Below are 24,585 nucleotides of genomic sequence, written 5' to 3' on the forward strand. Positions count from 1 at the left end.
GCGCCGCCAGGCGATCGGCGGCTCGGCCGCGCTGTTCCTCGCCCGCCCCGGTGCCGGGGCCGATGCCGTGCGCTGCGAGCGTGCGCGAGAGGCAGCGCGCGCGGCGCGCGACGGGCTTGCCGTCAATCCAGGTGCCGAGGACCGCGCCCTGCTCACCCGCCTCGCCTCCGACGCCGAGGCGCGGCGCGCCACCATTCCAGGGTGCGGCGCATGACCGCCACCCTCGCTCGCGAACTCACCTGGAAATTCCCGCTGATGCGCGGTGACGACGTGCGCGAGGTGCAGCGCGCGCTGATCCGCGACGGCTCCATGTCCGGCAGCGCCGATGGCATCTTCGGCCCGGCCACGCATGACGGCGTCATCGCGTTCCAGCGGAAGCTCCGCGCGCGCAACCCCACGATCGATGTCGATGGCATCGTCGGCCGCGATACGTGGAGCGCGCTGTTCCAGGACCGCGCCTCCGCCGACCCCGTGCCGCAGCTTCGCGTTCCCCCCGCCGCCGTGGCGGAGGCGAGCGACTGGCGCAACCTCATCCGCCCCTATGTCGAGCGTCTGTCGGTGAAGCACGGCGCACCGCAGCAGGCCCCCGGCGGCGTCCGCTGGCGCCTCTCGCCAGGCGGCATCATCGTGGCCGACGAGGCCACTCCCCGCCGCTCGGGCGGTGCGCCGCAGACCCTCACGCGGATCTGGACCACGTTCCGCGCGCCGATCGAGAAATGTGCGGCCGCCTACGGCGTCCCGGCCGAGCTGATCCTGGCCACGATCGCGACCGAGAGCGGCGGCAACCCCAACGCGCTCCGCGAGGAGCCTGGCTTCACGTCCGATGAGGCAACGCCCCACCGCGTCTCGCCCGGCCTGATGCAGACGCTGATCAGCACCGCGCGCGCGACGCTGAACGACCGCTCGATCAACCGCCAGAAGCTGCTCGACCCCGAAACCTCGATCCGCGCGGGCACGGCCTATATCCGCCAGCAGGCGCGCACCACGAATTTCGACCCGCCGCTGGTCGCCTGCGCCTACAACGCAGGCAACTGCTACCCGCAGGATGGCGCGCAGAACCCCTGGAAGCTCAGGCAATACCCGATCGGCACCGGCAAGCACGCTGACCGCTTCTGCGAGTGGTTCGGCGATGCGCTCGTGGTGCTGCGCAACGAACCACCGAAGCCGACGACGCCGCACTTCGCCGCGCTGCTCTGACGCGGCCTGAGCCTAGGCCGCAGCCGGCACACCCTTCGTCGTGCTGTATTCGAAATGGAGCGCCGTGTCGGGATGCACCAGCGGGTGGATCGCGTGCGCCGCCATCGCCGCTTCCGAGAAGCCCTGCAGGATGAGCTTCAGCTTGCCCGGATAGGTCGCGATATCGCCGATCGCGAACACGCCCGGCACGTTGGTCGCGCACGTCGCGGCATCGACCGTGATGTGGTTCCGCTCGAGCCCGAGGCCCCAGTCGGCGATCGGGCCAAGCTCCATCGCGAGGCCAAAGAAGGGCAGCAGCACGTCGGCCGGCAGGATCATCGTCTCGCCCTTCAGCGTCGCGACCTCGACGCCATTGAGCGTGCCGCCCGCACCGTGCAGCGCGTGCAACTGGTAGGGCACGACCATCGACACGCGTCCTGCGGCGGCCAGCGCCTCGAGCCGCGAGACCATGTCGGGTGCTGCCCGGAATTTCGGCCGCCGGTGCACCACCGCGACCGAGGCAGCGACGTCGGCCAGGCTCACCGCCCAGTCGACCGCCGAATCGCCGCCGCCGGCGATCACCACGCGCTTGCCGCGGAACGCCTCGCGGCGCTGCACCGCGTAGAAGACGCTGCTGCCCTCATAGTCGGCCAGGCCATCGAGCGGCGGGCGGTTCGGGCCGAACGCACCGGCACCCGCCGCGATCACCACAGCACGCGCGATGATCGTGTCACCCGCGCTGGTGCCGAGCCTGAGCCTGCCGTCAGCCTCCCGCACCAGGCTCTCGACGCGGCGGCCGAGCCGATACTCCGGCGCGAAGGGCGAGGCCTGCGCGATCAGGCGCTCGATCAGGGCCGCGCCGTCGATCGCCGGATGGGCGGGAATGTCGTAGATCGGCTTCTCGGGATAGAGGGCGATGCACTGCCCGCCGATCGCGTCCAGCGCGTCGACCACGACGCTCCGCATCTTCAGCATGCCGCATTCGAACACGGCGAACAGGCCCACGGGGCCAGCGCCGATGATGCACACGTCTGTCTCGGTCGTCTGAGCCATGCGGCCCTCCCAAGTCGAGTCCTGGCGTCACGCCCTGGCATAGATACGACGCGCGCCCCGTCGCGCAAGCAACCTTGCGGTGGCACACTGCGGGCGACGATTCGCAGCATGATCGACACCGACACACCCATGGCAGCAGGGCGCACGCAGAGGCTCGTGAGCGAGGCGGCCACGGCCGCGCTCGGCGCAGCGCTGGCCGCGCGCGCAAAGGCGGGTGACGTGATCCTCCTCGGCGGCCCCTATGGCGCGGGGAAAACCGCTCTCGCCCGCGCCTTCCTGCGCGCCGCCACGGGCGATCCCATGCTCGTGGTGCCGAGTCCGTCCTTCACCCTGGTGCAGACCTACGCGCTGCCCGGCGGGCTTACCGCGTGGCACTATGATCTCTGGCGCGCCGCGGGCGAGGCCGATCTCGCCGAGCTCGGCTGGGACGAGGCGCGGGCCGGCATCGCTCTCGTCGAATGGCCCGAACGGCTTGGGGACGCGACGCCACCCGATGCCCTTGCCGTCACGCTCTCCCCCATCGCGGGCGAGCCCGAGTCGCGTAACGTGACACTCAGCGGCTGGCCCGGCAGGCTGGAGGAGATCGCGTGACCGACGTCGAAGACTTCCTCGCCGCGCACGGCTTCGGTGAAGCGATGCGCCAGCCCCTGCCGGGCGATGCGTCCTTCCGCCGCTATGAGCGTCTCGCTCGCGGGCCGCGACCTGCGCTGCTGATGGTCTGCCCACCGGGTCGCGAGGCGATCGCCCCCTTCGTGCGGGTGGCGCGCTACCTCGCGGCTCTCGGTCTCTCCGCCCCCGCCATCATCGCCGAGGATGACGCGGCCGGCCTCGCTCTCGTCGAGGACCTGGGCGAGGACACCTACACGCGCCTGCTTGCCGCCGGCACGGATGAGCAGGCGCTCTACGCGCTCGCGGTCGATGCGCTCGTCGTGCTCCACCGTGCAGCCCCGCCCGCGTGGGTACCTTCGTGGGACGCAGCGGCGATGACGAACGCCACGGCAGCGACGCTGCTCGACTGGTGGTGGCCGGCCGCGTTCGGCGCGCCTGCGTCGGGCGATGTCGTCACGTCGTTCCGCGCGGCCTGCACCGCCATGCTTGCCCCCTTCGCAGGCGACCCACCCGTTCTCGCGCTGCGCGACTTCCATGTCGACAACCTGCTCCGCCTCCCCGACCGGGTGGGAGCGGCGGCCTGCGCCCTGCTCGACTTCCAGGACGCGGGTATCGGCCACGCTGCCTATGACCTCGCAAGCCTGCTCGAGGACGCGCGGCGCGACGTGCCGGCCCCGCTGCGCCGGGCGATGCGCGAGCGCTACCTCGCCGCGTCGGGCATCAGCGACACGGCGCGGTTCGACGGAGCCTTCGCGGCCCACGCGGCGATGCGCCACGCGCGTGTCGCTGCGTTGTGGACGCGCCTCGCGCGCCGCGATGGCAAGCGGCAGTATCTCGTGCACGCCCCCCGCACGTGGGCGCTGCTCGATGCCGCTCTCGCGCACGCGGCCGCGTCGCCGCTCGCAAGCTGGTTCGATGCGCATGTGCCGCGCGACCTTCGCCGCGCACCGGATGAGGAGGCAGCATGATCGCCACGCCAACCCGCGCGCCAACCCGGGGCATGGTGATGGCGGCAGGCCTCGGCACGCGCATGCGTCACCTGACGACGGTGACGGCAAAGCCGCTGCTGCCCGTCGCCGGCCGTTCGCTGCTCGACCGTGCGCTGGATCACCTGGCCGACGCAGGCGTCGGGACGGTCGTGGTGAACACGCACTGGCAGCCCGAGCGCGTGCGCGCCGTGCTCGCCGCGCGCAGCGCGCCCGCGATCATCGAGAGCCATGAGGAGGTGCTGCTCGAGACCGGCGGTGGCGTTGTGCGTGCACTGCCTCATCTCGGCCCAGATCCGTTCTACGTCATCAACGGCGATGCATTCTGGCTCGATGGCGCCACGCCCACCCTCGCCCGGCTGGCCCGCGCCTTCGATCCTGAGACGACGGATGCGGTGCTGCTCGTCCACCGCGTGTCACAGCTGCCCTCGTATGAGGGGCGCGGCGATTTCGCACTCGACCCGCTCGGCGTCGTCAGGCGGCCGAAGGAACGCGAGATCGTGCCCTACCTCTATGCCGGGGTGCAGCTCGCCTCGCCCGCCCTGTTCGCCGGCGCGCCGGAAGGGAAGTTCAGCACCAACCTGATGTGGACGCGCGCGATCGAGGCTGGCCGCCTGCGGGCCGTGGTGCATGACGGCGTGTGGCTGCATCTCTCGACGCCGGAGGATCTCGCGGAGGCGGAGGAAGTGCTGCGCGGCCGCACATCGGCGTTCGCATATGCCCGTTGAGCGTCGCACCGGCCCGCGCGTTCTCTCCATCCCCGCGCATGCGCCGTTCCTCGATGCGCTCGCCGCAGGGCTGTGGCAGAAGGCGGGCGAGCAGCCCGCCGCGCTCGCGCGCATCACCGTGCTGCTGCCCACGCGCCGCGCCGCGCGCGGCCTCGCCGAAGCCTTCCTGCGGCTGACCGAGGGCCAACCCCTGCTGCTGCCGCGCGTCATCGCACTCGCCGAAGCCGCTGACGAGGCCGCGATGGTCACGGGCATCGCCCCGCCGGCACCGGCGATCGGCACGCTCAGGCGCCAGGCGGCACTCGCGCGACTTGTCATGGCCAAGGAACGTTCCGCCGGCATCACGGGAGCCGATCATCATTTCCGCCTGGCCGGCGAGCTTGCGACCCTTCTCGACGAGATCGCCCGCGAGGAGGCCGACCCTGCCCGGCTGGCCGATGCGGCCGATGCAGCGCATGCCGAACATTGGCAGCGCACGGTGGAGTTCCTCGAGATCGTCACCGCCGCCTGGCCTGCCTATCTCGCGGAAGCCGGCGTGGCCGACCCTGCCGCGCGCCTCGTCGCGATGATCGATGCACGCCGCCGCGCGTGGGAGGAGATGCCGCCCACCAGCCCGGTGATCGCGGCAGGCTCGACAGGCAGCATCCCTGCCATCGCGCGGCTGCTGCGGGTCGTCTCGCGGCTGCCCGATGGTGCCGTCGTGCTGCCCGGCCTCGACACCGCGATGGCGGAGGAGGCGTGGGAGAGCCTTGCCGATGGCCACCCGCAGGCAGCGCTGAAGCGGCTTCTCGCCGCGCTCGACATCACGCGCGGCGATGTCGCGCCCTGGCCCGCCGCGCCCGCCATCGCCGGCGGCACGCCAGCGCGGGCGGATTCCGTCGCGCGCGCGATGCTCCCCGCTGCCGGCATGTCGGCATGGCGCGAGGTGGCGCGCGAGCGCGTGCGCGAGGGCATCGCCGGCATCGCGCGCATCGATGCGGCGGACGAGAACGAGGAAGCACTCGCCATCGCGCTTGCCATGCGCCTCGCGCTCGAAACACCTGGCCGCCGCGCAGCCCTCGTCACGACCGACCGCGACATCGCCCAGCGGGTCGCGAGCGCCCTGACACGGTTCGGCCTCAGGGCCGATGACAGCGCCGGGCGGCCGCTGCGCGCGACACCGCCGGCCGTGTTCCTGCGCCTGCTCGTCGCTGCCGTCGCGGAGAACCTCGCACCGCTGCCGTTGCTTTCGCTCCTGAAACATCCGCTGGCCGCCTGCGGCATGTCGCAGGCCCGTTTCCGCGCCGCTGTCAGGCTGCTGGAGGTCGCCATCCTGCGCGGGCCGAGGCCAGGCCCGGGCCTCGACGGGCTCGACGAGGCGCTGGTGCAGGCCGGGCGGCGGAAGCAGCAATACCGTCCGCGCGGGCTCGCCGCCGTCACGGTCATCCTCGACAAGCTGCGCGCCACGCTCGCGCCCCTGCTCGGTGCCTTCTCGGCCGGCACGGCACCGGCTGACCGGCTGCTGGAAGCAACGCTCGCCGCGGCCGAGGCGCTGGCCGCGACCGACACGGTGCCGGGCGCGGCCCGCCTCTGGGCGCAGGAGGCCGGTGAAGCGTTGGCCGAGCGCATGGCGGAGGCAGCAGAGGCGCTGGCGGAGCTCGGGCCCCTCACGCCGGAGGAGTGGCCAGGGCTGTTCGAGGCGCTGCTCGAAGGGGCCGAGGTGCGGCTCAGGCGCCAGGGCAGCGCGGGCGCCGGCGCGCCGCATCCGCGCCTCTTCATCTGGGGTGCGCTCGAAGCGCGGCTGCAATCGGTCGATGTCGCGATCCTCGCGGGGCTGAACGAGAATACGTGGCCGGCGGCGGTCGACCCTGGGCCGTGGCTGTCGCGCCCGATGCGGCAGCGCTTCGGCCTCGCCCCGCCGGAGGCCGCGATCGGCCAGGCTGCGCATGACGTGACGCAACTTCTCTCCTGCTGCCCGCAGGTGATCCTCACCCGCTCACGTCGTGTCGATGGCGCACCGACAGTGCCAAGCCGCTGGCTCGTCCGCCTCGATGCGTTCCTCAAAGGCCAGCTCGGCGAGGGCGACCACCTCCGGCCCACGGCCGACCTTCTCGGCATCGCCCGCGCCCTCGACGCGCCCGAGCGGGTGACGCCGGAGGGGCGGCCGATGCCGCGGCCTGCGCTCGCGCTCAGGCCACGCAGGCTCGCCGTAACCGACATCGAGCGCTGGCTGCGCGATCCGTTCGAGATCTATGCCCGCCACATCCTCGGCTTGAGGGCGCTGGCCGAGATCGATGAGCCCGTCGATGGCGGCGACTGGGGCAGCCTCGTGCATGACAGCATTGCTGCCGCAATCCGCCGCGCGGAGAAGGACGGCTGGCCCGTTCCTGCAACGTTCCGGCAATGGATCATCGGCGAGGGGGCGCAGCGCTTCGCCACGCTCGCCGCCCCCGCGCGGGCGGCGTTCTGGCGGCCGCGGCTCGCGCGCATCGCCGGCTGGGTGGCCGAGACGGACGCGGATCGGCGCCGCGCGCTCCGCGTCGCGTCGAGCCATGCCGAGATCAAGGGCGAGATGACACTGCCCGACGGCTTCGTCCTGCACGGCCGCGCCGACCGTATCGACGTTCTGGGCGACGGCACGCTCGCGCTGATCGACTACAAGACGGGCGCGATCCCAAAGGCCCTGGAGATCAGGGAAGCCTACGCGATCCAGCTCACGCTCGAAGCCGCGATGGCGGAACAGGGCGCATTCGCCGCGATCGGCAAGGTGCGTGCATCGATGCTGGAGTACTGGCGGCTGACAGGCGGGCACGCACCTGCGGAGGTCAAGCCAATCGACGACGACGTGGCAACCCTCGCCGCGGGCGCGTGGAAGCGCTTCGAGGAGCTGCGCGCGCGGTTCGCCGACCCCGCGACGCCGTATCTCGCGCGCCCACACCCGCACCGCGCGCCCGAGTTCTCCGACTACATGCACCTCGCGCGCGTCGCCGAGTGGGGTGGCGTTTGACCACGCTCGACCCCCGCGGCGAGGCGATCGCGGCACAGCGCCGCGCGGCCGACCCTGCCGTCTCCGCCTGGGTCGGGGCCTCTGCCGGGTCGGGCAAGACGACGCTGCTCACCAACCGCGTGCTCAGGCTCCTGCTCGGCGGCTGCGAGCCCGGGCGCATCCTCTGCCTCACCTACACCCGCGCGGCGGCGGCCGAGATGGCAACGCGGCTCGGCGCGCGGCTCGGCCAATGGGCAGCGCTGGACGACGCCGCGCTTGCCGAGGCACTCGACGACCTCGGCGTCGCGGCCGATTCCGCAACGATGGCGCGTGCGCGCGGGCTGTTCGCCCGCGTGCTCGACCAGCCGGGCGGGTTGCGCATCGCCACCATCCACGCCTTCTGCCAGAGCCTGCTGCGCCGCTTCCCGATCGAGGCAGCCGTCGCGCCGCATTTCGCGCTGATCGAGGAGCGTGACCAGGCGGAGCTTCTCGCCGCCGCGCGCGACCAGGCGCTGGGCGAACAGACGGCCGGCATCGCCGCCGCACTCGAGACGGTGGCACCGCTGGTCGATGACGCGCGTTTCGCCGGCCTCGTCACCGGTGTTCTCGGGGCCCGAGGGCGCGTGTCGCGCGCGCTTGCGGCCGAGCAGGGTGTCACTGAGATGCAGCGCCGCGCGCTCTCCCTCGGCGATGACGAGACCGAGGAGAGCATCCTCGCCGTAGCCTGCGCGCGGGACCTGACCCGGCTCTCGCGGGCCGCGGCGGCACTCGCCCTCGGCGGGGTGGACGACCAGAAATGTTCCATTGCGCTACGGGAATGGCTTGCCGCTGACGCCCCGGCGCGGGCGACGGGCTGGGATCGTTGGCGCGGCGTCTTCATCAAGCAGGATGGCGATATCCGCACCCGGCTCGCGTCAAAGAAGGCGATCGCCGTGATGCCCGACATCCTCGACGTCATGGGCACCGAGGCAACGTTCGTCCTCGATACCGAGGCGAAGCTCCGCGCCGCACGCGCGGCGCGCGCCTCGTCAGCACTCATGCGCCTCGTCAGCCCCGTCATCGCTGCCTATGCGCGGCGCAAGCATATCCGCGCCGGGCTCGACTACGAGGACCTCATCACCTGCGCGCGCACGCTGCTGGGCAACACCGATACGGCGTGGGTGCAGTACAAGCTCGATGGCGGGCTTGACCACGTGCTGCTCGACGAGGCGCAGGACACCTCGCCGGCGCAATGGGACGTGGTGGAGAAGCTCACCGCCGAGTTCTTCTCCGGCCTCGGCGCGCGCGACGATCTCGCCCGCACGCTGTTCGCGGTGGGCGACGTGAAGCAGAGCATCTATCGCTTCCAGGGCGCGGCGCCGGTGCTGTTCAGCGCCGCGCGCGAGAAGGCGGCGTCGCGCGTCACCGCCATGCATGGGAGCTCGCATTTCCGCGCCGAGCAGCTTGCCGTGTCGTTCCGCTCGACCGCCCCGGTGCTCGCGCTCGTCGATGCGGTGTTCGCCGATCCAACCGCCGCCAAGGGCGTGGCCCTCGATGGTGGCGCGATCACGCACCGGCCGGCGCGCACGGGCCAGGCAGGCAGCGTCACGCTCTGGCCCCTCGTCGCGTCCGATCCGACGCCGGAGGACACGACCTGGGAGCCCGAGCCTAGCAAGCGTGCGCGCAAGGGCGAGGAGAAGCTCGCCGAAACCATTGCCGCGGCGATCGAGGCGTGGGTGGGCACCGAGATCCTGCCGGCGCGCGAGCGAACGATGCGGGCTGGCGACATCGTCGTTCTCGTGCGCCATCGCGGCGTGTTTGTCGGCCAGCTCGTGCGCGCACTGAAGCGCCGCGGCGTGCCGGTCAGCGGCATCGACCGCATGAGGCTCGTCACCGAGCTCGCGGTGATGGACGTTCTCGCGACACTCGACGCGTTGCTGCTGCCGGAGGATGACCTCACCTTCGCCTGTGCCCTGCGCTCGCCGATCTTCGGGATCAGCGATGCCTCGCTCATGGACCTCGCCGTCGGGCGCGGGCGGCGCAGCCTGCGCGACACGCTGCGGCGGCGCGCGGGCGAGCGGGACGAGTGGCGCGCGGCGGAGGACCTGTTCTCGGCGCTCGCCGCACGGGCGGATTTCGATACGCCGCATGCGCTGATCGCCCGCCTGCTCGGCCCGCTCGGCGGCCGCGCGCGGCTGCTTGCCCGCCTCGGCCCCGATGCGGCCGATCCGCTGGACGAGCTGATGAACACCGCGCTGGCGCACGAGCACGCACACCCGCCGAACCTGCAGGGCTTCCTCGCCTGGCTCCGCGCGGGGGCTGCCGAGATCAAGCGCGAACAGGAAGCCGGTGCCGATGCGGTGCGGGTGATGACGGTGCATGGCGCGAAGGGCCTCGAAAGCCCGGTGGTGATCCTCGCCGACACCACCGCCATCGCGGGCAAGGTTGCCCCCCTCGTGTGGGTGAAGGATGCAGCGTCAGGCGACGACGTGCCGCTCTGGTCGCCGCGCAACGAGTTCCGCGCCGCGCCGATCGCCGCGGCGCGCGAGGTCGAGAGCGACGCCGAGCACGAGGAGTATCGGCGCCTGCTCTACGTCGCGCTCACGCGGGCGGAGGACAGGCTCGTCATCACCGGCGCGCTCAGCCGAAAAAGCCCCGGCAAGGATGCCGGCTGCTGGTACGACCTGGTCGAGGCCGGGTTCCATCGCCTGGCCGGCGAAGGCGCGGCGCCGATCACCTTCGACCCTGGCGCACTCATCGGCGAGCCTGGCTGGACGAGCGGGGGCTGGCACTACGCGACGGCGCAGGCCCCGGGGGCGGAGCGCCGGCGCGAGGCGGAGGGTGCCACGGCATCGTCACGGGCCGTGGTGCCAGCATGGGCCCGCGCCGCCCCGCCGGGCGAGGAAACGCCCCCTCGCCCCCTCGCCCCCTCGCGCGAGGAGGGGGAGGACCCGCCCGCCGCCTCGCCGCGCGGCAGGGCCCGGTCGGAGGCGCGCTTCCGCCGTGGCACGCTCGTCCACGCGCTGTTGCAGCATCTACCCGCGGTGCCGCCCGACCGTCGCGCGGCGGCGGCACGCGCCTGGCTCGCCGCCCCCGGCCAGGGGCTCGGCGCGGCCGAGGTGGAGGAGATCGCGGCAGAGACGCTCGCGATCATCACAGGCGAACGCTTCGCTGCCCTCTTCGCGCCCGACGCGCTTGCCGAGGCGCCGATCGCCGGCCGCATCGGCGCCCGCGTCGTCGCGGGCCAGGTTGATCGCCTCGCCATCACCGACAGCGCCGTGCTGGTGGCGGATTTCAAGACCAACCGCCCCCCGCCGGAGCGGGTGGAGGATGTGGCGTCGGTCTATCTGCGGCAGATGGCGGCCTATCGCGCCGTGCTGCGGCAGGTGTTCCCGGGCCGCGCCGTCACCTGCGCGCTGGTCTGGACATACGCCGCACGCATGATGGAACTGCCCGACGCGCTGTTGGACGCGCATGCCCCAGCCCCCATGTGACAGTTTCGCGCAGGCCGCCGCTTGGCCTCGATGCGGATTGCCGTGCTAAAACCCCCACCCTGCGACCCAGCCAGGCCCTTGCGCCTTGGCAGAACCCGGAGAGAGCGCATGAGCACGAGCACCAAGCCCGTGACGGATGCCAGCTTCGAGATGGACGTGCTGAAGTCCGACCATCCCGTGCTGGTGGATTTCTGGGCCGAATGGTGCGGCCCCTGCCGCGCGATCGCGCCCGCGCTCGACGAGATCGCCACGACCTATGCCGGCAAGCTCACCGTCGCCAAGGTGAATGTCGACGAGAACCCCGTGACGCCGAACCGCTTCGCGGTGCGCGGCATCCCGACGCTGATGATCTTCAAGGGCGGCCAGCCCGTCGCCACAAAGATGGGTGCCGACAGCAAGGGTAACCTCGCCGCCTGGGTGGACTCGAATCTGTGATCGCTTCTGCCGCGCGGTGAACCCCTCGCGGGGTTTGCCGCGCGGCATTGCTGCCCCATCTCCCGTGGGTCACCGATCCGGGGAGATGCTGATGGTCCGATCCCTTCTTCTTGCCCTGCCGCTCGCGCTGGCAGCCGCCGCCGCCTCGGCCCCCGCCTCGGCAGAGGTTGTGACGAGCGAACGCGCGACGTTCCGCGTGAGCGTCATCGCCGGCGGCCTCGAGAACCCCTGGGGCCTCGCCGTGCTGCCGGATGGGCAGAAGCTGGTGACGGAGCGGCCAGGCCGCGTCCGCCTCGTCGGCACGGATGGGCGCGTCTCCGCCCCGCTTGCCGGCACGCCGGCCACGGTCGCTGCGCGGCAGGGCGGCATGCTCGATGTCATCCTGCACCCGCGCTTTGCCGAGAACCGCTTCGTTTATCTCTGCCATGTGACCGAGGGGCAGGGAGGGACGTCGAGCACGATCACGCGCGTAACGTTCGCGGGCGAGCGGTTCAGCGACGCACGGACGATCTTCAGCGTGACTCCACGCGTTTCTAATGGCCTGCATTTCGGCTGCCGCATGGCCTTCGGGCGTGACGGCATGCTCTACGCCGGCTTCGGCGACAGGTTCCAGATGAACCGCTCGCAGGACCTCGCCGACCTCAACGGCAAGATCATCCGCGTGACGGAGGACGGTGCGATCCCGGCCGACAACCCCTTCGTCGGGCGCGCCGGCGCGCGGGGCGAGATCTGGTCATGGGGCCATCGCAACATCCAGGGGCTGCTGGTCGACCCGGGGACGGGCGCGCTCTGGGCGCATGAGCATGGGCCGCAGGGTGGTGACGAGGTGAACCTGGTCATGCGCGGGGCGAACTATGGCTGGCCGCGCGCCACGCACGGCGTGAACTATGGCGGGTCGACCATTACCGAGAACCGGTCATTGCCCGGCATGACGGACCCGCTGCATGTGTGGGTTCCCTCGATCGCTCCCTCCGGCTTCGCGGCGGTGACGGGACCGGCCTTCCCGGGGTGGCAGGGCAGCCTGCTCGTCGGCGCGCTGCGTGACCGCACGTTGGTGCGCCTCACGCGCGAGGGCGACCGCATCGTCGCGGAGGAGCGGATCGCGATGTTCGGCGAACGCATCCGCGACGTGCGCGTCGGCCCCGATGGCCGTGTGTATGTGCTGACCGACAGCCGCGAAGGCGCGATCTGGCGACTCGATCCCGCCTAGCGCGTCATCCGCTGTGGCGGATCACGCTCCAGCCATTTGTTTGCGAGCAATATCATCCGCTTACGGATCGCTTCGCGATTCAAGGTAAGCGGATATTGCTCTAGCCGTTCTCCCGCAGCACGACGCCGGCAAGGTAGAGGCTGCCGCAGATCAGGATGCGCGCGGGCGGCCCACCGGCAGCGGCGATGGCAGCGACCGCATCGGCCACGCGCGGCCCGATGCGCGCGATGCCGCCTGAGGCAGCGATGATCGCCTCCGGCGGCTGCGCGAGGTGTTGGTCCGGTTCCGCGACGGCCCAGAGGCTGGCGGCGTGCGGAATGATCGGGGCGAGGAACCCCTCCGTCCCCTTGCCCGACTTCATGCCGACGATGACGTGCCACGGCGCGGACGCATCGGCCGCGAGATGCGCGCCGATCATCTGGCCGGCATCGGCGTTGTGCCCGCCATCGAGCCAGAGCTCCCAGCCTTCAGGCAGCGGCGAGACAAGCGGCCCGGCAACGAGGCGTTGCAGCCGTGCTGGCCAGACGGCGGTGGCAAGGCCGCGGGCGACGGCATCGGCCGTGATGCGCGCATCGCCCATCGCGCGCAACGCGGCGATGGCGATGCCGGCGTTGTCGTGCTGGTGCGCGCCCGGCAGCGCGGGCAGCGGCAGGTCGAGCACGCCCGCCCCGTCCTTGTAGCGGAGGCCCGCGCCAGCCGGCGCGATCGTCCACGCTTCGTCACGCGCCAGCAACGATGCGCCGGCGGAACGGGAGGCCTCGGCGATCACGGCCATCGCGGCGGGCTCCTGCCGCCCCGTGGCACAGGGAACGCCGGGCTTAATGATGCCCGCCTTCTCGAAGGCGATGGCAGCCAGCGTGTTGCCGAGGAAGTCCATGTGGTCCATCGCCACATGGGTGATCGCGGTCGCTGCCGGCCGCGCGACCACGTTCGTGGCATCGAGCCTGCCGCCGAGGCCGACCTCGAGGACCAGCAGGTCAGCCGGCGCCTCGGCGAACAGCAGCAGCGCGGCGGCGGTGGTGATCTCGAACACCGTGATCGGGTCCTCGCCGTTCGCTGTCTCGGCGCGTTGCAGCGCATCGGTCAGCGCGGCGTCCGTCACGAGATGGCTCGCAAGCCTGATGCGCTCATGGAACGTCACGAGATGGGGCGAGGTGTAGACATGCGTGCGAAGCCCCGCCGCCTCGGCGATGGCACGCGCGAAGGCGCAGGTCGAGCCCTTGCCGTTCGTGCCCGCGACATGCAGCACCGGCGGCAGGCGACGTTCGGGGTGGCCCAAGCGGGCGAGCAGCCGCTCGAGCCGCCCGAGCGAGAGGTCGATCAGCTTCGGGTGAAGGCGTGCGAGCCGTGCCATCACCGTCTCTGATGGCGCGGTGGTCATGGACCGCGCGTCAGGGAGCAGGGATTGCGGGAAGGGCGATTATCGCTGCCTCGGGCCGGGCGGCGCGTCGCGCGGCAGGCTCGGTGAGAAGGCCGATCAGCCGCCCCAGCGTCTCCCGCAGTTCGGCCCGCTTGACCACGAGGTCGACCATGCCGTGCTCGTTGAGATACTCGGCCCGCTGGAACCCATCCGGCAGCTTCTCGCGCACCGTCTGCTCGATCACGCGTGCGCCAGCGAAGCCGATCATCGCCCCCGGTTCGGCGATGTGCACGTCACCCAGCATGGCGAAGGAGGCGGTGACGCCGCCCGTCGTCGGGTCGGTCAGCACGACGATGTAGGGAAGCCCCGCTTCCTTCACGAGCTGCACGGCGATGGTCGTGCGCGGCATCTGCATCAGGCTGAGCGCGCCTTCCTGCATGCGCGCGCCACCCGAGGCGGTGATGACGACGAGGGCGGCTTCCTGCAGCACCGCGAGCCGTGCGGCGGCGACCAGCGCCTCGCCAACGCCCGAGCCCATCGATCCGCCCATGAAGTCGAACGCGAAGGCGGCGACCACGGCACGCTGGCCGGCCACCGTGCCGTGGGCGACGATGATCGCGTCATCGAGCTCGGTGTCGGCGCGCGCTGCCTTCAGCCTGTCGGCGTAGCGCTTCTGGTCGCGGAAGTGCAGTGGATCGGACGGCACGGGGGGAAGCTCGATCGTCGCGTAGCCCTCGTCCATCACGCTCGCCAGCCGCTCCTTCGCAGGCAGGCGCATGTGGTGGCCGCAATTTGGGCAGACGCGGAGGTTCTTGGCGAACTCCAGGTGGAAGATCATCTGCTCGCACGCGGGGCATTTGTGCCAGAGATTCTCAGGCACGTCCTTCCGGCCGAGCAGCGTGCGGATCTTCGGCCTGACGTAGTTGGTGAGCCAGTTCATCGTTCGCTTTTCAGATCATTCCGCAGCTTGGTTGTTCCGGCGGGCGCCGCGCACGCCGGCGGCCAGCGCGCGCACCTGGTCGAGCACCTTCTCCACCGTGCCCGGCTTCGCGCGGCCCGCCTCGTCGAGATCGCCCGAGAGCGTGTCGATCAGCGCCGAGGCGACCACGGCGGCATCCGCCAATCGCACCGCGGCGGCGGCCTGTTCGGGCGTGCGCACGCCGAAGCCGACGGCGACGGGAAGCGTCGTGGCGCGGCGGATGCGGGGGATCGCGTCAGCCAGCTGCGCCTCGGAGGCCGAGCGCGTGCCGGTGATCCCGGTGATCGAGACGTAGTAGACGAAGCCGCCGGAGCCCGCGAGCACGACGGGAAGCCGCTTATCGTCCGTGGTGGGGGCGACGAGGCGGATCAATTCCAGCCCGGCAGGACCGGTGTGCACCGTGAGTTCATCGGCCTCCTCGGGCGGAAGGTCGACGATGATCAGCCCGTCGACGCCGGCATCGGCCGCGTCGGCGGCGAAACGTTCCGGGCCATAGCTGAGAACGGGGTTGTAGTACCCCATCAGCACGATCGGCGTCGCTGCATCCAGGCTCCGGAAGCCGCGCACCATGTCGAGCGTGGCGGGAAGCGTCGCCCCCGCCTTCAGCCCGCGTTGGGCGGCACGCTGGATCGTCGGTCCATCCGCCATCGGGTCGGTGAAGGGAACGCCGATCTCGATGAGGTCGGCGCCGGCGGCCGGCATGCCGGCGAGCAGGGCCTCCGACGTCGCGCGGTCAGGGTCGTACGCCTCGACGAAGGTGATCAGCGCACCGCGCCCCTCCGCAGCGACTGCGGCGAAGCGCGTGGCGATGCGGTTGGGGCCGCCGGCGGGAAGGCGATTTGATGTCACAGCTTCACCCCCAGCGCCTCGGCGACGGTGAAGATGTCCTTGTCGCCGCGGCCGCAGAGATTCATCAGGATGATCGCGTCATCGGGCAGCGTCGTCGCGATCTTCGCGACATGCGCGAGCGCATGCGCGGGTTCGAGTGCCGGGATGATGCCTTCCGTGCGGGTGCAGAGCTGGAACGCCTCCAGCGCCTCGCCATCCGTCACCGCGACGTACTCGACGCGGCCGAGCTCATGCAGCCACGAATGCTCGGGGCCGACGCCGGGATAGTCGAGGCCGGCCGAGATCGAGTGCGCCTCGAGGATCTGCCCGAACTCGTCCTGCAGCAGGTAGGTGCGGTTGCCGTGCAGCACGCCGGGCCGGCCCTTGGACAGCGACGCCGCATGCTGGCCGCTATCGAGCCCATGCCCTGCCGCTTCCACGCCGACGAGGCGTACGCCCGTATCGTCGAGGAACGGGTAGAACAGCCCCATCGCGTTCGACCCGCCACCGATCGCGGCGACCGCGATGTCAGGCAGCCGGCCGGTGGCGCGCAGCATCTGCTGCTTCGCCTCGATGCCGATGACCGACTGGAAATCCCGCACCATCGCGGGATACGGGTGCGGACCGGCGACCGTTCCGATCAAGTAATAGGTGTCGGTGACGTTGGCGACCCAGTCGCGCAGCGCCTCGTTCATCGCATCCTTCAACGTCGCCGCGCCCGATGTCACGGGCTTCACCTCGGCGCCGAGCAGCTTCATGCGGAACACGTTGGGCGACTGCCGGGCAACGTCGGTCGCACCCATGTAGATCGTGCAGGGGAGGCCGAACAGCGCGCAGACCGTTGCGGTGGCGACGCCATGCTGGCCAGCGCCCGTCTCGGCGATGATGCGCGTCTTGCCCATGCGCCGCGCGAGCAGGATCTGGCCCATGCAGTTGTTGATCTTGTGCGCGCCCGTGTGGTTCAGCTCGTCGCGCTTGAACCACACCTGCGCGCCACCGAGCGCCTTGGTCAGCCGCTCGGCGAACCAGAGCGGGCTCGGCCGGCCGACATAGTCGGCGAGGTAGCGGTCGAGCTCCGCCTGGAACGACGGGTCGGCCTTGCACGCCTCGTAGGCCTTTTCGACCTCGAGGATCAGCGGCATCAGCGTCTCGGCGACGTAGCGGCCGCCGAAGGTGCCGAAATGCCCACGCTCGTCCGGCCCACTCTTGAAGCTGTTGGGCTTCAGGCTGTTGGGCAGAGCGGGGGATAGGGGCTTGTTCACGTCTCGCCTCCCGGATGGAAGCGGCGGTCTTAGCCCAATCGCGTGCCCCGGCCTAGGGGAGGAAGGGGGGTGGCGACCGCCCTCACCCTGTCCCTCTCCCGCGAGCGGGAGAGGGACGCATCTGCGACACCTCGCCCCAGCGTCCCCTCTCCCCCAGCGGGGGAGAGGGCAAGGGTGAGGGGGCTCTCGCCCCCCGCCCGGGTCGTTCAGCCGCGCGAACCGGCCTGGCCGGCAAGCGCGAGGGGAATCACGTCGAAGCGCTGGCCGTCCGTCACGACCTGCACCGCCGGGCCCTGGGCAACCGCAGGGGCCGCCGTCACGAAGCGGGGCTGCGCATCGCCATGGCCACCGACATGCTGTGCCGCCACGATCGGGCGCGCCTGGCCGGCCACCGGCGCCTCGGCCGAGGCGAAGGCGGGGGAGGCGCCAACCAGGAGGGCGGCGGCGGCGAAGGCGGTGGCGAAGAGCTTGCTCATGGAAGTCATCCTTTTCTTCTCGTCATCGGGAACCTCGGCGGAGGGTTCCGCGAGGGACGCGGCGTCAACCGCATCGGATGAACGGAAGATGACCCCGGAGCGTCATTCGCGCCAACGCGGGAACGGGATGTTCACCATCGGCCTGCCAGATGACACGACAGCGCGAGAAGGGGTAACCTCAGGTCGTTTCACCCCGGGCGCCAGCTTCACCACGGGCGCCAGCTTCACCACGGGCGCCAGCTTCACCACGGGCGCCAGCTTCACCACGGGCGGCAGCGATGAAGGCGGTGATCAGCGCCGCGTCCTTCACTCCCCGCGCGCGTTCCACCCCGCTCGACACATCCACGCCCGGCGCCCCGGCTGTCGCGATGGCCTCCGCCACGTTGCCAGGGCTCAGCCCGCCGGCGAGCAGCCAGGGTACCGGCACCGCCGCCCCCTGCATGATCGACCAGTCGAACGCCCCCGCATTGCCGCCGGGGCGCGTGGCGTCGGGCGGCGGCTTGGCATCGAACAGCAGCAGGTCGGCCACGGCGCCGAAACGCGTGATCGCCTCTGTCACCTCGGCCCGCGTGGCCACACCCACCGCCTTCATCACCCGGATGCCGAACCGCGCGCGGATGGCAGCGAGGCGCGCCGCATCCTCCTCGCCATGGAGCTGGAGGATGTCGAGCGGGATGGCGGCGAGGGTCGCGGCGAGCGTCGCGTCATCGGCATCGACGAACAGGCCGACGCGGAGCGGCCCGCCCGTGTGGCGGGCGGAGAGGGCGGCGGCCGCGTCGGGCGTGATGGCCCGCGGGCTCGGCGGGAAGAACACGAGGCCGATCATGTCGGCCCCCGCAGCAACCGCAGCGTCGAGCGCATCCGCCGTCGTGATGCCACAGATCTTGACCGTCACGCTCATGCGAGCGACGCAGCGATCGCCCTCGCCGCTTCGGCAGGATCGGGGGCGCCCGTGAGAGGGCGGCCGAGCACGAGCCAGTCAGCGCCGGCAGCGACCGCTTGTTCCGGCGTCATCACCCGCTTCTGGTCACCGGCATCGGCACCAGCGGGGCGGATGCCGGGCACTACGAGCGCCACGTCGGGCCCCAACGTGGCGCGCAACGGCGCGACCTCATGGGCCGAGCAGACGAGCCCGTCCGCCCCTGCCGCGATCGCCAGCTGCCCGAGCCTGAGCACCTGCTGCGCCGGCCCGCCTGCCACGCCGGTGGCGGCGAGATCAGCCGCGCCAAGGCTCGTCAGCACCGTGACGGCGAGCAGCATGGGACGCATGGCGCCTGCTGTCCCGGCAGCCTTCTCCGCCGCCTCGCGCGCGGCGGCGATCATCGCCTCGCCGCCGCCTGCGTGCAGCGTCAGCATCGCGACGCCGAGCGTGGCGGCTGACCGCGTGGCGCCGGCGACGGTGTTGGGAATGTCGTGCAGCTTGAGGTCGAGGAAGACCGGCGTTCCCGCCTCCGCGACCGCTGCCACCGCAGACGGCCCATGCGCGACGAAGAGTTCGAGCCCGACCTTCACGAGTCCGACATCACGGCCAAGCGCGCGGGCCCAGCCGGCGGCGCGGGCAGGGTCGGGGGTGTCGAGTGCTGCGATCAGCCGCGCGGCGGGTGTTGTCGGGCGTGCGAGCATGGGGGTGACGTAGCAGCCGCCGACGCACGCCGCCAGCGTGGGTTCAGCGCGGGGGCGGCAGAACCGCGGGGCGTTCCGTCGGCGCCGAACCAGGGCCGGGGGCGCGGGCGAGCGACTTCTTCAGCTGGTCGACCTCAGCCCGGAGAGCGTTGGTGCTGTTCTCGAGGCGCCGCGCGCGCATCCGCACCGGCAGCGCCGTGGTCCATACCACGATCGCGCCGAACAGGAAGGCGATGGCCGAGACGGCGAGGACGGCGACGGAGAGCGGCAGTTCCACCGTCACGTCGAACGGCCAGAGGCCGAGCGTGACGGGGGCGGTGTTCGACACGGCGAACAGCACGAGGAGTGCCGCGAGTGGGATGGTCAGTAGCCATGAGGCTCGCATGTCGTTTCCCCCGGCTCAGCGTGACGCTGCCTGGGGCGCGCGGGCGGGTGCATGGTTCAGCCGGTCGCGCAGGTCCTTGCCGGCCTTGAAGAAGGGAACGACCTTCTCCGATACCGAGACCGCCACGCCGGTGCGCGGGTTGCGGCCGGTGCGGGCATCGCGCTTCTTGACCGAGAAGGCGCCGAAGCCACGAAGCTCAACCCTGTCGCCGCGCGACAGCGCCAGCACGATCTCGTCGAACACGGTGCCGATGATCGCCTCGACATCACGCTGCATCAGATGCGGGTTGCGGCGCGCCAGCTCGGCGATCAGCTCCGACCGTGTCATTCGACGCCCCCCCGACTTCCAACAGACAGCGAAGGGTGCCAGATGGCCATCAGGCCGTCAAGGCTAAGCCGTTCTGAAACAAGGGCTTTTCTCGCGTCACGCAACAGCCGCGGAATGAGCCGCTCAGACTCGTCGTCCATCATCTCGCGGACGGGCAGGCTGACCGGCACACCCTTCGCGGCCGCAAGCCAGGCGCGAGCCTCCGTCTCTCCGCCGATCGCATCGACGAGGCCGGCACCCACCGCCTGGCGACCGGTGAACACGCGGCCATCGGCGAGCGTGCGCACGCGCCCCTCGTCCATCCCACGCCCGGCCACGACCATGGCCACGAACTGGGCGTAGAGGTCCTGGATCACGGCGTTGAGCGCCGCGCGGCCTTCCTCGGTCAGCGGCCGCAGCGGCGAGGGCTGGTCCTTGAGCGGACCTGACCTGATCGCCTCGGCGCGGATGCCGAGGCTTTCCAGCAGGCCGGAGAAATCCGCCGTCTGCATGATCACGCCGATCGAGCCCGTGACGGTCGACTCCCGGGCAAAGATCCGCTCGGCCGGCAGCGCGACCATGTAGCCGGCCGAGGCAGCCGTTCCGCCCATCACCGCGACGACAGGCTTCCTTGCCGCGACCACGGCGAGTGCCCGGTGCAGCGCCTCGCCGCCCGAGACGGTGCCGCCAGGGCTGTCGATGGCAACGATCAGCGCGCGCGTGCTTGTGTCATCGGCAAGCTTTGCGAGCGCCTCGTCACGCTCACGGTCCTCGGTGATGACGCCGCTCACGGTCAGCCGCGCCACGGAGGCGCCGAGCAGCGCGCGGCCAGGGACCGCCTCGCGCGCGACGAGGGCGATCGCGCCAAGCACGGCGATGACGGCGACGGCGCGCCAGAAGGCGAGGCCGCGCTTGAGGCGGCGGCGGTCGATAAGGAGGTCGCTTTCGAGGGCCATGGACGAGATATGCCAGGGACGCGGCGCCGCGTCACGCGCGGCGCGTTTTCCTTGCCCTCAGGCGCCGGGCGCCACCTCCGGTGGCTTGGCTCGCCGCAGGGGCGGCGGGCCGCATTCGCGGCCTTGGAAAAGAAAGCGGGCGGCACCGTTGCCGGTGCCGCCCGCCGTTACGCCAGGAGAGCGTCGCCCCTGAGGGCGAAACCTCACTCCTTGGTGTCGTTCGCCATCTGGTTCCGGCGGCGGATCGCCGCACCGAGGATGTCGCCGAGCGAGGCGCCGCTGTCGGAGGAACCGAACTCCGCCATCGCCACCTTCTCCTCCTCCATCTCGCGCGACTTCACCGAGAGGGTGAGGCGGCGCGTCTGGCGGTCGACGGCGATGATCTTGGCGTCGATCTTGTCGCCGACGCCGAAGCGATCGGGGCGCTGGTCCTGGCGGTCACGCGCGAGCTCCGCCTTGCGGATGAAGCCCGTCACCGCCTCGTCGATCTTCACCTCGAGGCCGTTCGCCTGCACCGACGTGACGACGCAGGTCACGACCGAGCCCTTGATCAGCTTGTCCATCACGCCGGCTGCCGGGTCGACCGAGAGCTGCTTCACGCCGAGGCTGATGCGCTCCTTCTCGACATCGACGTCGAGCACCTTGGCCTCGACCATGTCGCCCTTCTTGAAGTTGGCGATCGCGGCCTCGCCCGCCTCGTCCCAGCTGAGGTCGGAGAGGTGGACCATGCCGTCGATGTCGCCGGGAAGGCCGAGGAACAGGCCGAACTCGGTGATGTTGCGCACCTCGCCCGACACCGTGGTGCCGACCGGGTGGGTATCGACGAATTCCTCCCACGGGTTGCGCATGCACTGCTTGAGGCCGAGCGAGATGCGGCGCTTCACCTGGTCGACGTCGAGCACCATCACCTCGACCTCCTGGGAGGTGGAGACGATCTTGCCCGGGTGGACGTTCTTCTTCGTCCACGACATCTCGGACACGTGCACGAGGCCTTCCACGCCCGGCTCCAGCTCCACGAAGGCGCCGTAGTCGGTGATGTTGGTCACGCGGCCCATGTACTTCGCACCCATCGGGTACTTGGCGGCCACGCCCTCCCACGGATCGGCGAGCAGCTGCTTCATGCCGAGCGAGATGCGCTGGGTGTCCTGGTTGAAGCGGATCACCTGCACTTTCACCGTCTGGCCGACCTGCAGCGCCTCCGACGGGTGGTTGATGCGGCGCCAGGCGATGTCGGTGACGTGCAGCAGGCCATCGACGCCGCCGAGATCCACGAAGGCGCCGTAGTCGGTGATGTTCTTCACCACGCCGTCGAGGATCATGCCTTCCTTCAGGCCCTGCACGAGCTCGGCCCGCTGCTCGGCGCGGGTTTCCTCGAGCACGGCGCGGCGCGAGACGACGATGTTGCCGCGCGCGCGGTCCATCTTGAGGATCTGGAAGGGCTGCGGGCTGCCCATCAGCGGGCCCACGTCACGCACCGGGCGGATATCGACCTGGCTGCCGGGGAGGAACGCCACCGCGCCGCCGAGATCGACGGTGAAGCCGCCCTTCACGCGCCCGAAGATCACGCCGTTGCAGCGCTGCTGCGCGGCGAAGGCCTTCTCGAGGTTGGTCCAGGCCTCCTCGCGGCGGGCCTTCTCGCGGGAGAGGATGATCGAGCCGTCACGGTCCTCGTAGCGATCGACGTACACCTCGATCATGTCGCCGGGCTTCACCTCGGCCTTCTGGCCTGGTGGAGCGAATTCCTTCAGCGGGACGCGGCCTTCCGACTTGAGGCCCACGTCGACGACGGCAACGTCGCCGTCGAGGCGCAGCACGCGCCCGGTGATGACGCTTCCGTCGAAGCCGCTGTCCTTGCCGAGCGTTTCGTCGAGCAGGGTCGCGAAATCTTCCATGACGGGAGCGGTCTGGGTATTGGCCATGTGGTCGATGTCTTCCTTCGAGCCCGCTGGTCCGACCCTGTCGGACCTTGCTGCGGGGCCTGCGCGCCCGTCCGGTCGTGCGTTTCGCGCGAGAGGAGCGGTCACGACTTGCCCGGGTTCACCCTCGGGCCGGTTGCGACGACGGGCCGGTTCGCGGCCCGTTGGCTGGCGATGGACCATCGATCGGTAATGGCCGCCAACACGTCACGGCGCCGCAACCTTCGCTGCGGCGTCCGATCGCGGGTCAGAAACGCCCTCGGGCCGGAAAAGTCAAGCTGGAAGGCCGGTTCATGCGGGCCCCCTCCCGCAACCCCCGCTGCACCCGGGCGTTGGACGGTCACGCCGTGGAGGGGCGTGCGATGGAGATGCAAGACCCCGCCGAGGCTTCGGCGCGGCGGGACGATGAGCCCGGGTTCGTGCGCAAAGTACTGATCGTGCTGGCGCTCGCGGCGCTGGCGCTCCTCGCCTGGCAGGCACACCTGGCCCTTCTCATCACCTTCGCCGGCATCGTCGTCGCGGTGCTGCTGTCGGCTCTCGCGCACCCGCTCGAAACACGGCTCAGCTTTGGGCGACCCTGGGCATTGCTCGCCGCCGCCGCGGGCCTCGCGGGCCTGCTCGCCCTCGCAGGTGCCCTCGTCGGCGCCGAGGTGGCGGCCCAGGTGAAGGACTTCCTCAGCCGGCTGCCGGAAGCGATCGGCGCGCTCGGCGAGCGGTTCGGCATCGACGTACCCCGCCCGGGCCAGACCAGCGGCGAGGATGCAGCGGCGCTCCTCGGCGCGATCGACCCGTCCTGGCTCGGTGGCGTGGCGGGGCAGGTGGCGAGCGTCGGCGGCGCGCTGGTCAATGCGCTCTCGGCCCTCGTGGTCGCGGTGATCGGCGGCTGGTTCCTCGCGGCCGACCCGGCCCTCTATCGCCGCGGCGTGACGCTGCTGCTGCCCCTGAACCAGCGGCGCAGGACAGAGGTGGCAATGGAGGCATCCGGCGAGGCACTTCGCCTCTGGCTCGGCGCGCAGGCTGTCTCGATGCTGCTGATCGGCATCCTCGCCTGGCTCGGCACCTGGGCGATCGGGCTTCCCTCGCCTGTCGCGCTGGGCCTGTTCGCGGGGCTCGCCGCCTTCGTGCCGCTGATCGGCGCGGTTGCAGGTGCGGTGCCCGCGCTCCTGCTCGCGCTCACCGAGGGCGGCGATGCCGTGCTGTGGACGGCGGGGCTGTTCATTGCGATCCAGCAGCTCGAATCGAACATGATCGCGCCGCTCGTGCAGCGGCACATGGTCGACCTGCCGCCGGCGCTGGTGCTGTTCGCGGTCGTGGCGATCGGGCTTCTGTTCGGCCTGCCGGGCGTGATCCTCGCCGCCCCGATCACGGTCGCGGCGTTCGTCCTCGTGAAGCTGCTCTATGTCCGCGAGACGCTCGGCCACGACACGGAGGTTCCCGGCGAGGAGGGCTGACGAACGGCAGTCCCTCTCCTCAGGGGAAACCGGGCGGGAACACGTGCAGCCCATCAGTCCCGAGCGGCAGCGGGATCACCGAGCGCACGGCAGAGAGCGCCAGCGTGCCGTAGAGATGCGGGAACTGGCCCGGCCGCCCGCCGCCCGATGAGGCCGGCTCGAACCGCAGCGCATCACCGAGCGGGGCGATGTGGACGGCGACCAGCAGCAGGTCGGCCACTCCGGCGCGGTGTTTCGCTGCCGACGCACGCGCCTGATAGGCGGTCGAGAAGTGCAGGAACCCGTCGCGCGCATCATCGGCGCTGCCGGCATAGGCGCCCGCGCTCATCGCCGCCGCCCAGTCGGGCGCGCGCACCAGGGTGTAGACCAGCGCGTCATCCATGCCTTCGCCTCCATCGTGTCCCTGCT

At 71.2% G+C, this 24,585-nt stretch carries 22 protein-coding genes and 1 pseudogene; 10 read left to right on the forward strand and 13 right to left on the reverse strand.

What is annotated here, in order from left to right; genetic code table 11:
- Nucleotides 1–214, forward strand: a 214-nt coding sequence (locus Q0C38_RS20020; protein WP_291298902.1) for a hypothetical protein, incomplete at its 5' end; no start/stop codon positions are given.
- Nucleotides 211–1,197: a transglycosylase SLT domain-containing protein gene (locus tag Q0C38_RS20025; RefSeq protein WP_291298903.1), complete on the forward strand. Its 987-nt coding sequence runs from the start codon at nt 211–213 to the stop codon at nt 1,195–1,197. The genes Q0C38_RS20020 and Q0C38_RS20025, both read left to right, overlap by 4 nt.
- Before the next feature lie 12 nt (nt 1,198–1,209).
- Here the strand turns inward: Q0C38_RS20025 and Q0C38_RS20030 are convergent, their stop codons facing one another.
- Nucleotides 1,210–2,229, reverse strand: a complete 1,020-nt coding sequence (locus Q0C38_RS20030; protein ID WP_291298904.1) for an NAD(P)/FAD-dependent oxidoreductase — start codon at nt 2,227–2,229, stop codon at nt 1,210–1,212.
- A 108-nt stretch (nt 2,230–2,337) separates the two neighbouring features.
- Here Q0C38_RS20030 and tsaE point away from each other — a divergent pair, with 108 nt between their 5' ends.
- The 7 genes from tsaE (at nt 2,338) to Q0C38_RS20065 (ending at nt 12,635) form a co-directional block, all read left to right on the forward strand.
- On the forward strand, nt 2,338–2,820 hold the full coding sequence (gene tsaE, locus Q0C38_RS20035; protein WP_291298905.1) for a tRNA (adenosine(37)-N6)-threonylcarbamoyltransferase complex ATPase subunit type 1 TsaE: 483 nt from the start codon (nt 2,338–2,340) through the stop codon (nt 2,818–2,820).
- The gene (locus Q0C38_RS20040) at nt 2,817–3,806 is read left to right on the forward strand and encodes an aminoglycoside phosphotransferase family protein (RefSeq protein ID WP_291298906.1); all 990 of its coding nucleotides are present in this window, start codon (nt 2,817–2,819) and stop codon (nt 3,804–3,806) included. The genes tsaE and Q0C38_RS20040 overlap by 4 nt, the downstream gene beginning before the upstream one ends.
- Complete coding sequence (locus Q0C38_RS20045; protein WP_291298907.1) at nt 3,803–4,552, forward strand: nucleotidyltransferase family protein; 750 nt, start codon at nt 3,803–3,805, stop codon at nt 4,550–4,552. The genes Q0C38_RS20040 and Q0C38_RS20045 overlap by 4 nt, the downstream gene beginning before the upstream one ends.
- Entirely contained in the window at nt 4,542–7,538 is a 2,997-nt protein-coding gene (gene addB, locus Q0C38_RS20050; RefSeq protein ID WP_291298908.1) for a double-strand break repair protein AddB, read from the forward strand. Before Q0C38_RS20045 ends, addB begins: the two co-directional genes overlap by 11 nt.
- The gene (gene addA, locus Q0C38_RS20055) at nt 7,535–10,990 is read left to right on the forward strand and encodes a double-strand break repair helicase AddA (RefSeq protein WP_291298909.1); all 3,456 of its coding nucleotides are present in this window, start codon (nt 7,535–7,537) and stop codon (nt 10,988–10,990) included. Before addB ends, addA begins: the two co-directional genes overlap by 4 nt.
- A gap of 108 nt (nt 10,991–11,098) precedes the next feature.
- Nucleotides 11,099–11,425: a thioredoxin TrxA gene (gene trxA / locus Q0C38_RS20060; RefSeq protein WP_291298910.1), complete on the forward strand. Its 327-nt coding sequence runs from the start codon at nt 11,099–11,101 to the stop codon at nt 11,423–11,425.
- A 91-nt stretch (nt 11,426–11,516) separates the two neighbouring features.
- Nucleotides 11,517–12,635, forward strand: a complete 1,119-nt coding sequence (locus Q0C38_RS20065) for a PQQ-dependent sugar dehydrogenase (RefSeq protein WP_291298911.1) — start codon at nt 11,517–11,519, stop codon at nt 12,633–12,635.
- A gap of 100 nt (nt 12,636–12,735) precedes the next feature.
- Here Q0C38_RS20065 and Q0C38_RS20070 read toward each other — a convergent pair whose 3' ends face one another.
- From Q0C38_RS20070 to rpsA, 11 genes and pseudogenes are all read right to left on the reverse strand, one after another.
- Nucleotides 12,736–14,016 (reverse strand): folylpolyglutamate synthase/dihydrofolate synthase family protein, encoded by a 1,281-nt coding sequence (locus Q0C38_RS20070; protein WP_291298912.1) that lies wholly within the window; start codon nt 14,014–14,016, stop codon nt 12,736–12,738.
- 10 nt (nt 14,017–14,026) lie between these two features.
- Nucleotides 14,027–14,935: an acetyl-CoA carboxylase, carboxyltransferase subunit beta gene (gene accD / locus Q0C38_RS20075; RefSeq protein ID WP_291298913.1), complete on the reverse strand. Its 909-nt coding sequence runs from the start codon at nt 14,933–14,935 to the stop codon at nt 14,027–14,029.
- A gap of 15 nt (nt 14,936–14,950) precedes the next feature.
- On the reverse strand, nt 14,951–15,823 hold the full coding sequence (gene trpA, locus Q0C38_RS20080) for a tryptophan synthase subunit alpha (protein WP_291298914.1): 873 nt from the start codon (nt 15,821–15,823) through the stop codon (nt 14,951–14,953).
- Nucleotides 15,820–17,028: a tryptophan synthase subunit beta gene (trpB, locus tag Q0C38_RS20085; protein ID WP_408870054.1), complete on the reverse strand. Its 1,209-nt coding sequence runs from the start codon at nt 17,026–17,028 to the stop codon at nt 15,820–15,822. The genes trpA and trpB overlap by 4 nt, the downstream gene beginning before the upstream one ends.
- Nucleotides 17,029–17,270: 242 nt before the next feature.
- Complete coding sequence (locus tag Q0C38_RS20090; protein ID WP_291298915.1) at nt 17,271–17,540, reverse strand: hypothetical protein; 270 nt, start codon at nt 17,538–17,540, stop codon at nt 17,271–17,273.
- Nucleotides 17,541–17,805: 265 nt separating this feature from the next.
- Nucleotides 17,806–18,441 (reverse strand): annotated as a pseudogene (locus Q0C38_RS20095) (phosphoribosylanthranilate isomerase); the annotation flags it as partial.
- Nucleotides 18,438–19,163: an orotidine-5'-phosphate decarboxylase gene (gene pyrF / locus Q0C38_RS20100; RefSeq protein ID WP_291298916.1), complete on the reverse strand. Its 726-nt coding sequence runs from the start codon at nt 19,161–19,163 to the stop codon at nt 18,438–18,440. The pseudogene Q0C38_RS20095 and the gene pyrF, both read right to left, overlap by 4 nt.
- Nucleotides 19,164–19,206: 43 nt before the next feature.
- Complete coding sequence (locus Q0C38_RS20105; protein ID WP_291298917.1) at nt 19,207–19,548, reverse strand: lipopolysaccharide assembly LapA domain-containing protein; 342 nt, start codon at nt 19,546–19,548, stop codon at nt 19,207–19,209.
- A 15-nt stretch (nt 19,549–19,563) separates the two neighbouring features.
- On the reverse strand, nt 19,564–19,875 hold the full coding sequence (gene ihfB / locus Q0C38_RS20110; protein WP_291298918.1) for an integration host factor subunit beta: 312 nt from the start codon (nt 19,873–19,875) through the stop codon (nt 19,564–19,566).
- Nucleotides 19,872–20,810: a signal peptide peptidase SppA gene (sppA, locus tag Q0C38_RS20115; protein ID WP_291298919.1), complete on the reverse strand. Its 939-nt coding sequence runs from the start codon at nt 20,808–20,810 to the stop codon at nt 19,872–19,874. The genes ihfB and sppA overlap by 4 nt, the downstream gene beginning before the upstream one ends.
- Before the next feature lie 203 nt (nt 20,811–21,013).
- Nucleotides 21,014–22,729 carry a 30S ribosomal protein S1 gene (gene rpsA / locus Q0C38_RS20120; RefSeq protein WP_291298920.1) on the reverse strand — a complete coding sequence of 572 codons (1,716 nt, stop codon included), beginning with the start codon at nt 22,727–22,729 and terminating at the stop codon, nt 21,014–21,016.
- 416 nt (nt 22,730–23,145) lie between these two features.
- On the opposite strand from rpsA, the gene Q0C38_RS20125 reads away from it, so the two are divergent.
- Entirely contained in the window at nt 23,146–24,177 is a 1,032-nt protein-coding gene (locus Q0C38_RS20125) for an AI-2E family transporter (RefSeq protein ID WP_291298921.1), read from the forward strand.
- Nucleotides 24,178–24,196: 19 nt separating this feature from the next.
- On the opposite strand, the gene Q0C38_RS20130 is transcribed toward Q0C38_RS20125, so the two are convergent.
- Nucleotides 24,197–24,559: a DUF952 domain-containing protein gene (locus tag Q0C38_RS20130; RefSeq protein WP_291298922.1), complete on the reverse strand. Its 363-nt coding sequence runs from the start codon at nt 24,557–24,559 to the stop codon at nt 24,197–24,199.
- Nucleotides 24,560–24,585 lie beyond the last annotated feature (26 nt).

This window comes from Elioraea sp., assembly GCF_022842375.1.
Taxonomy (GTDB): domain Bacteria; phylum Pseudomonadota; class Alphaproteobacteria; order Acetobacterales; family Acetobacteraceae; genus Elioraea_A.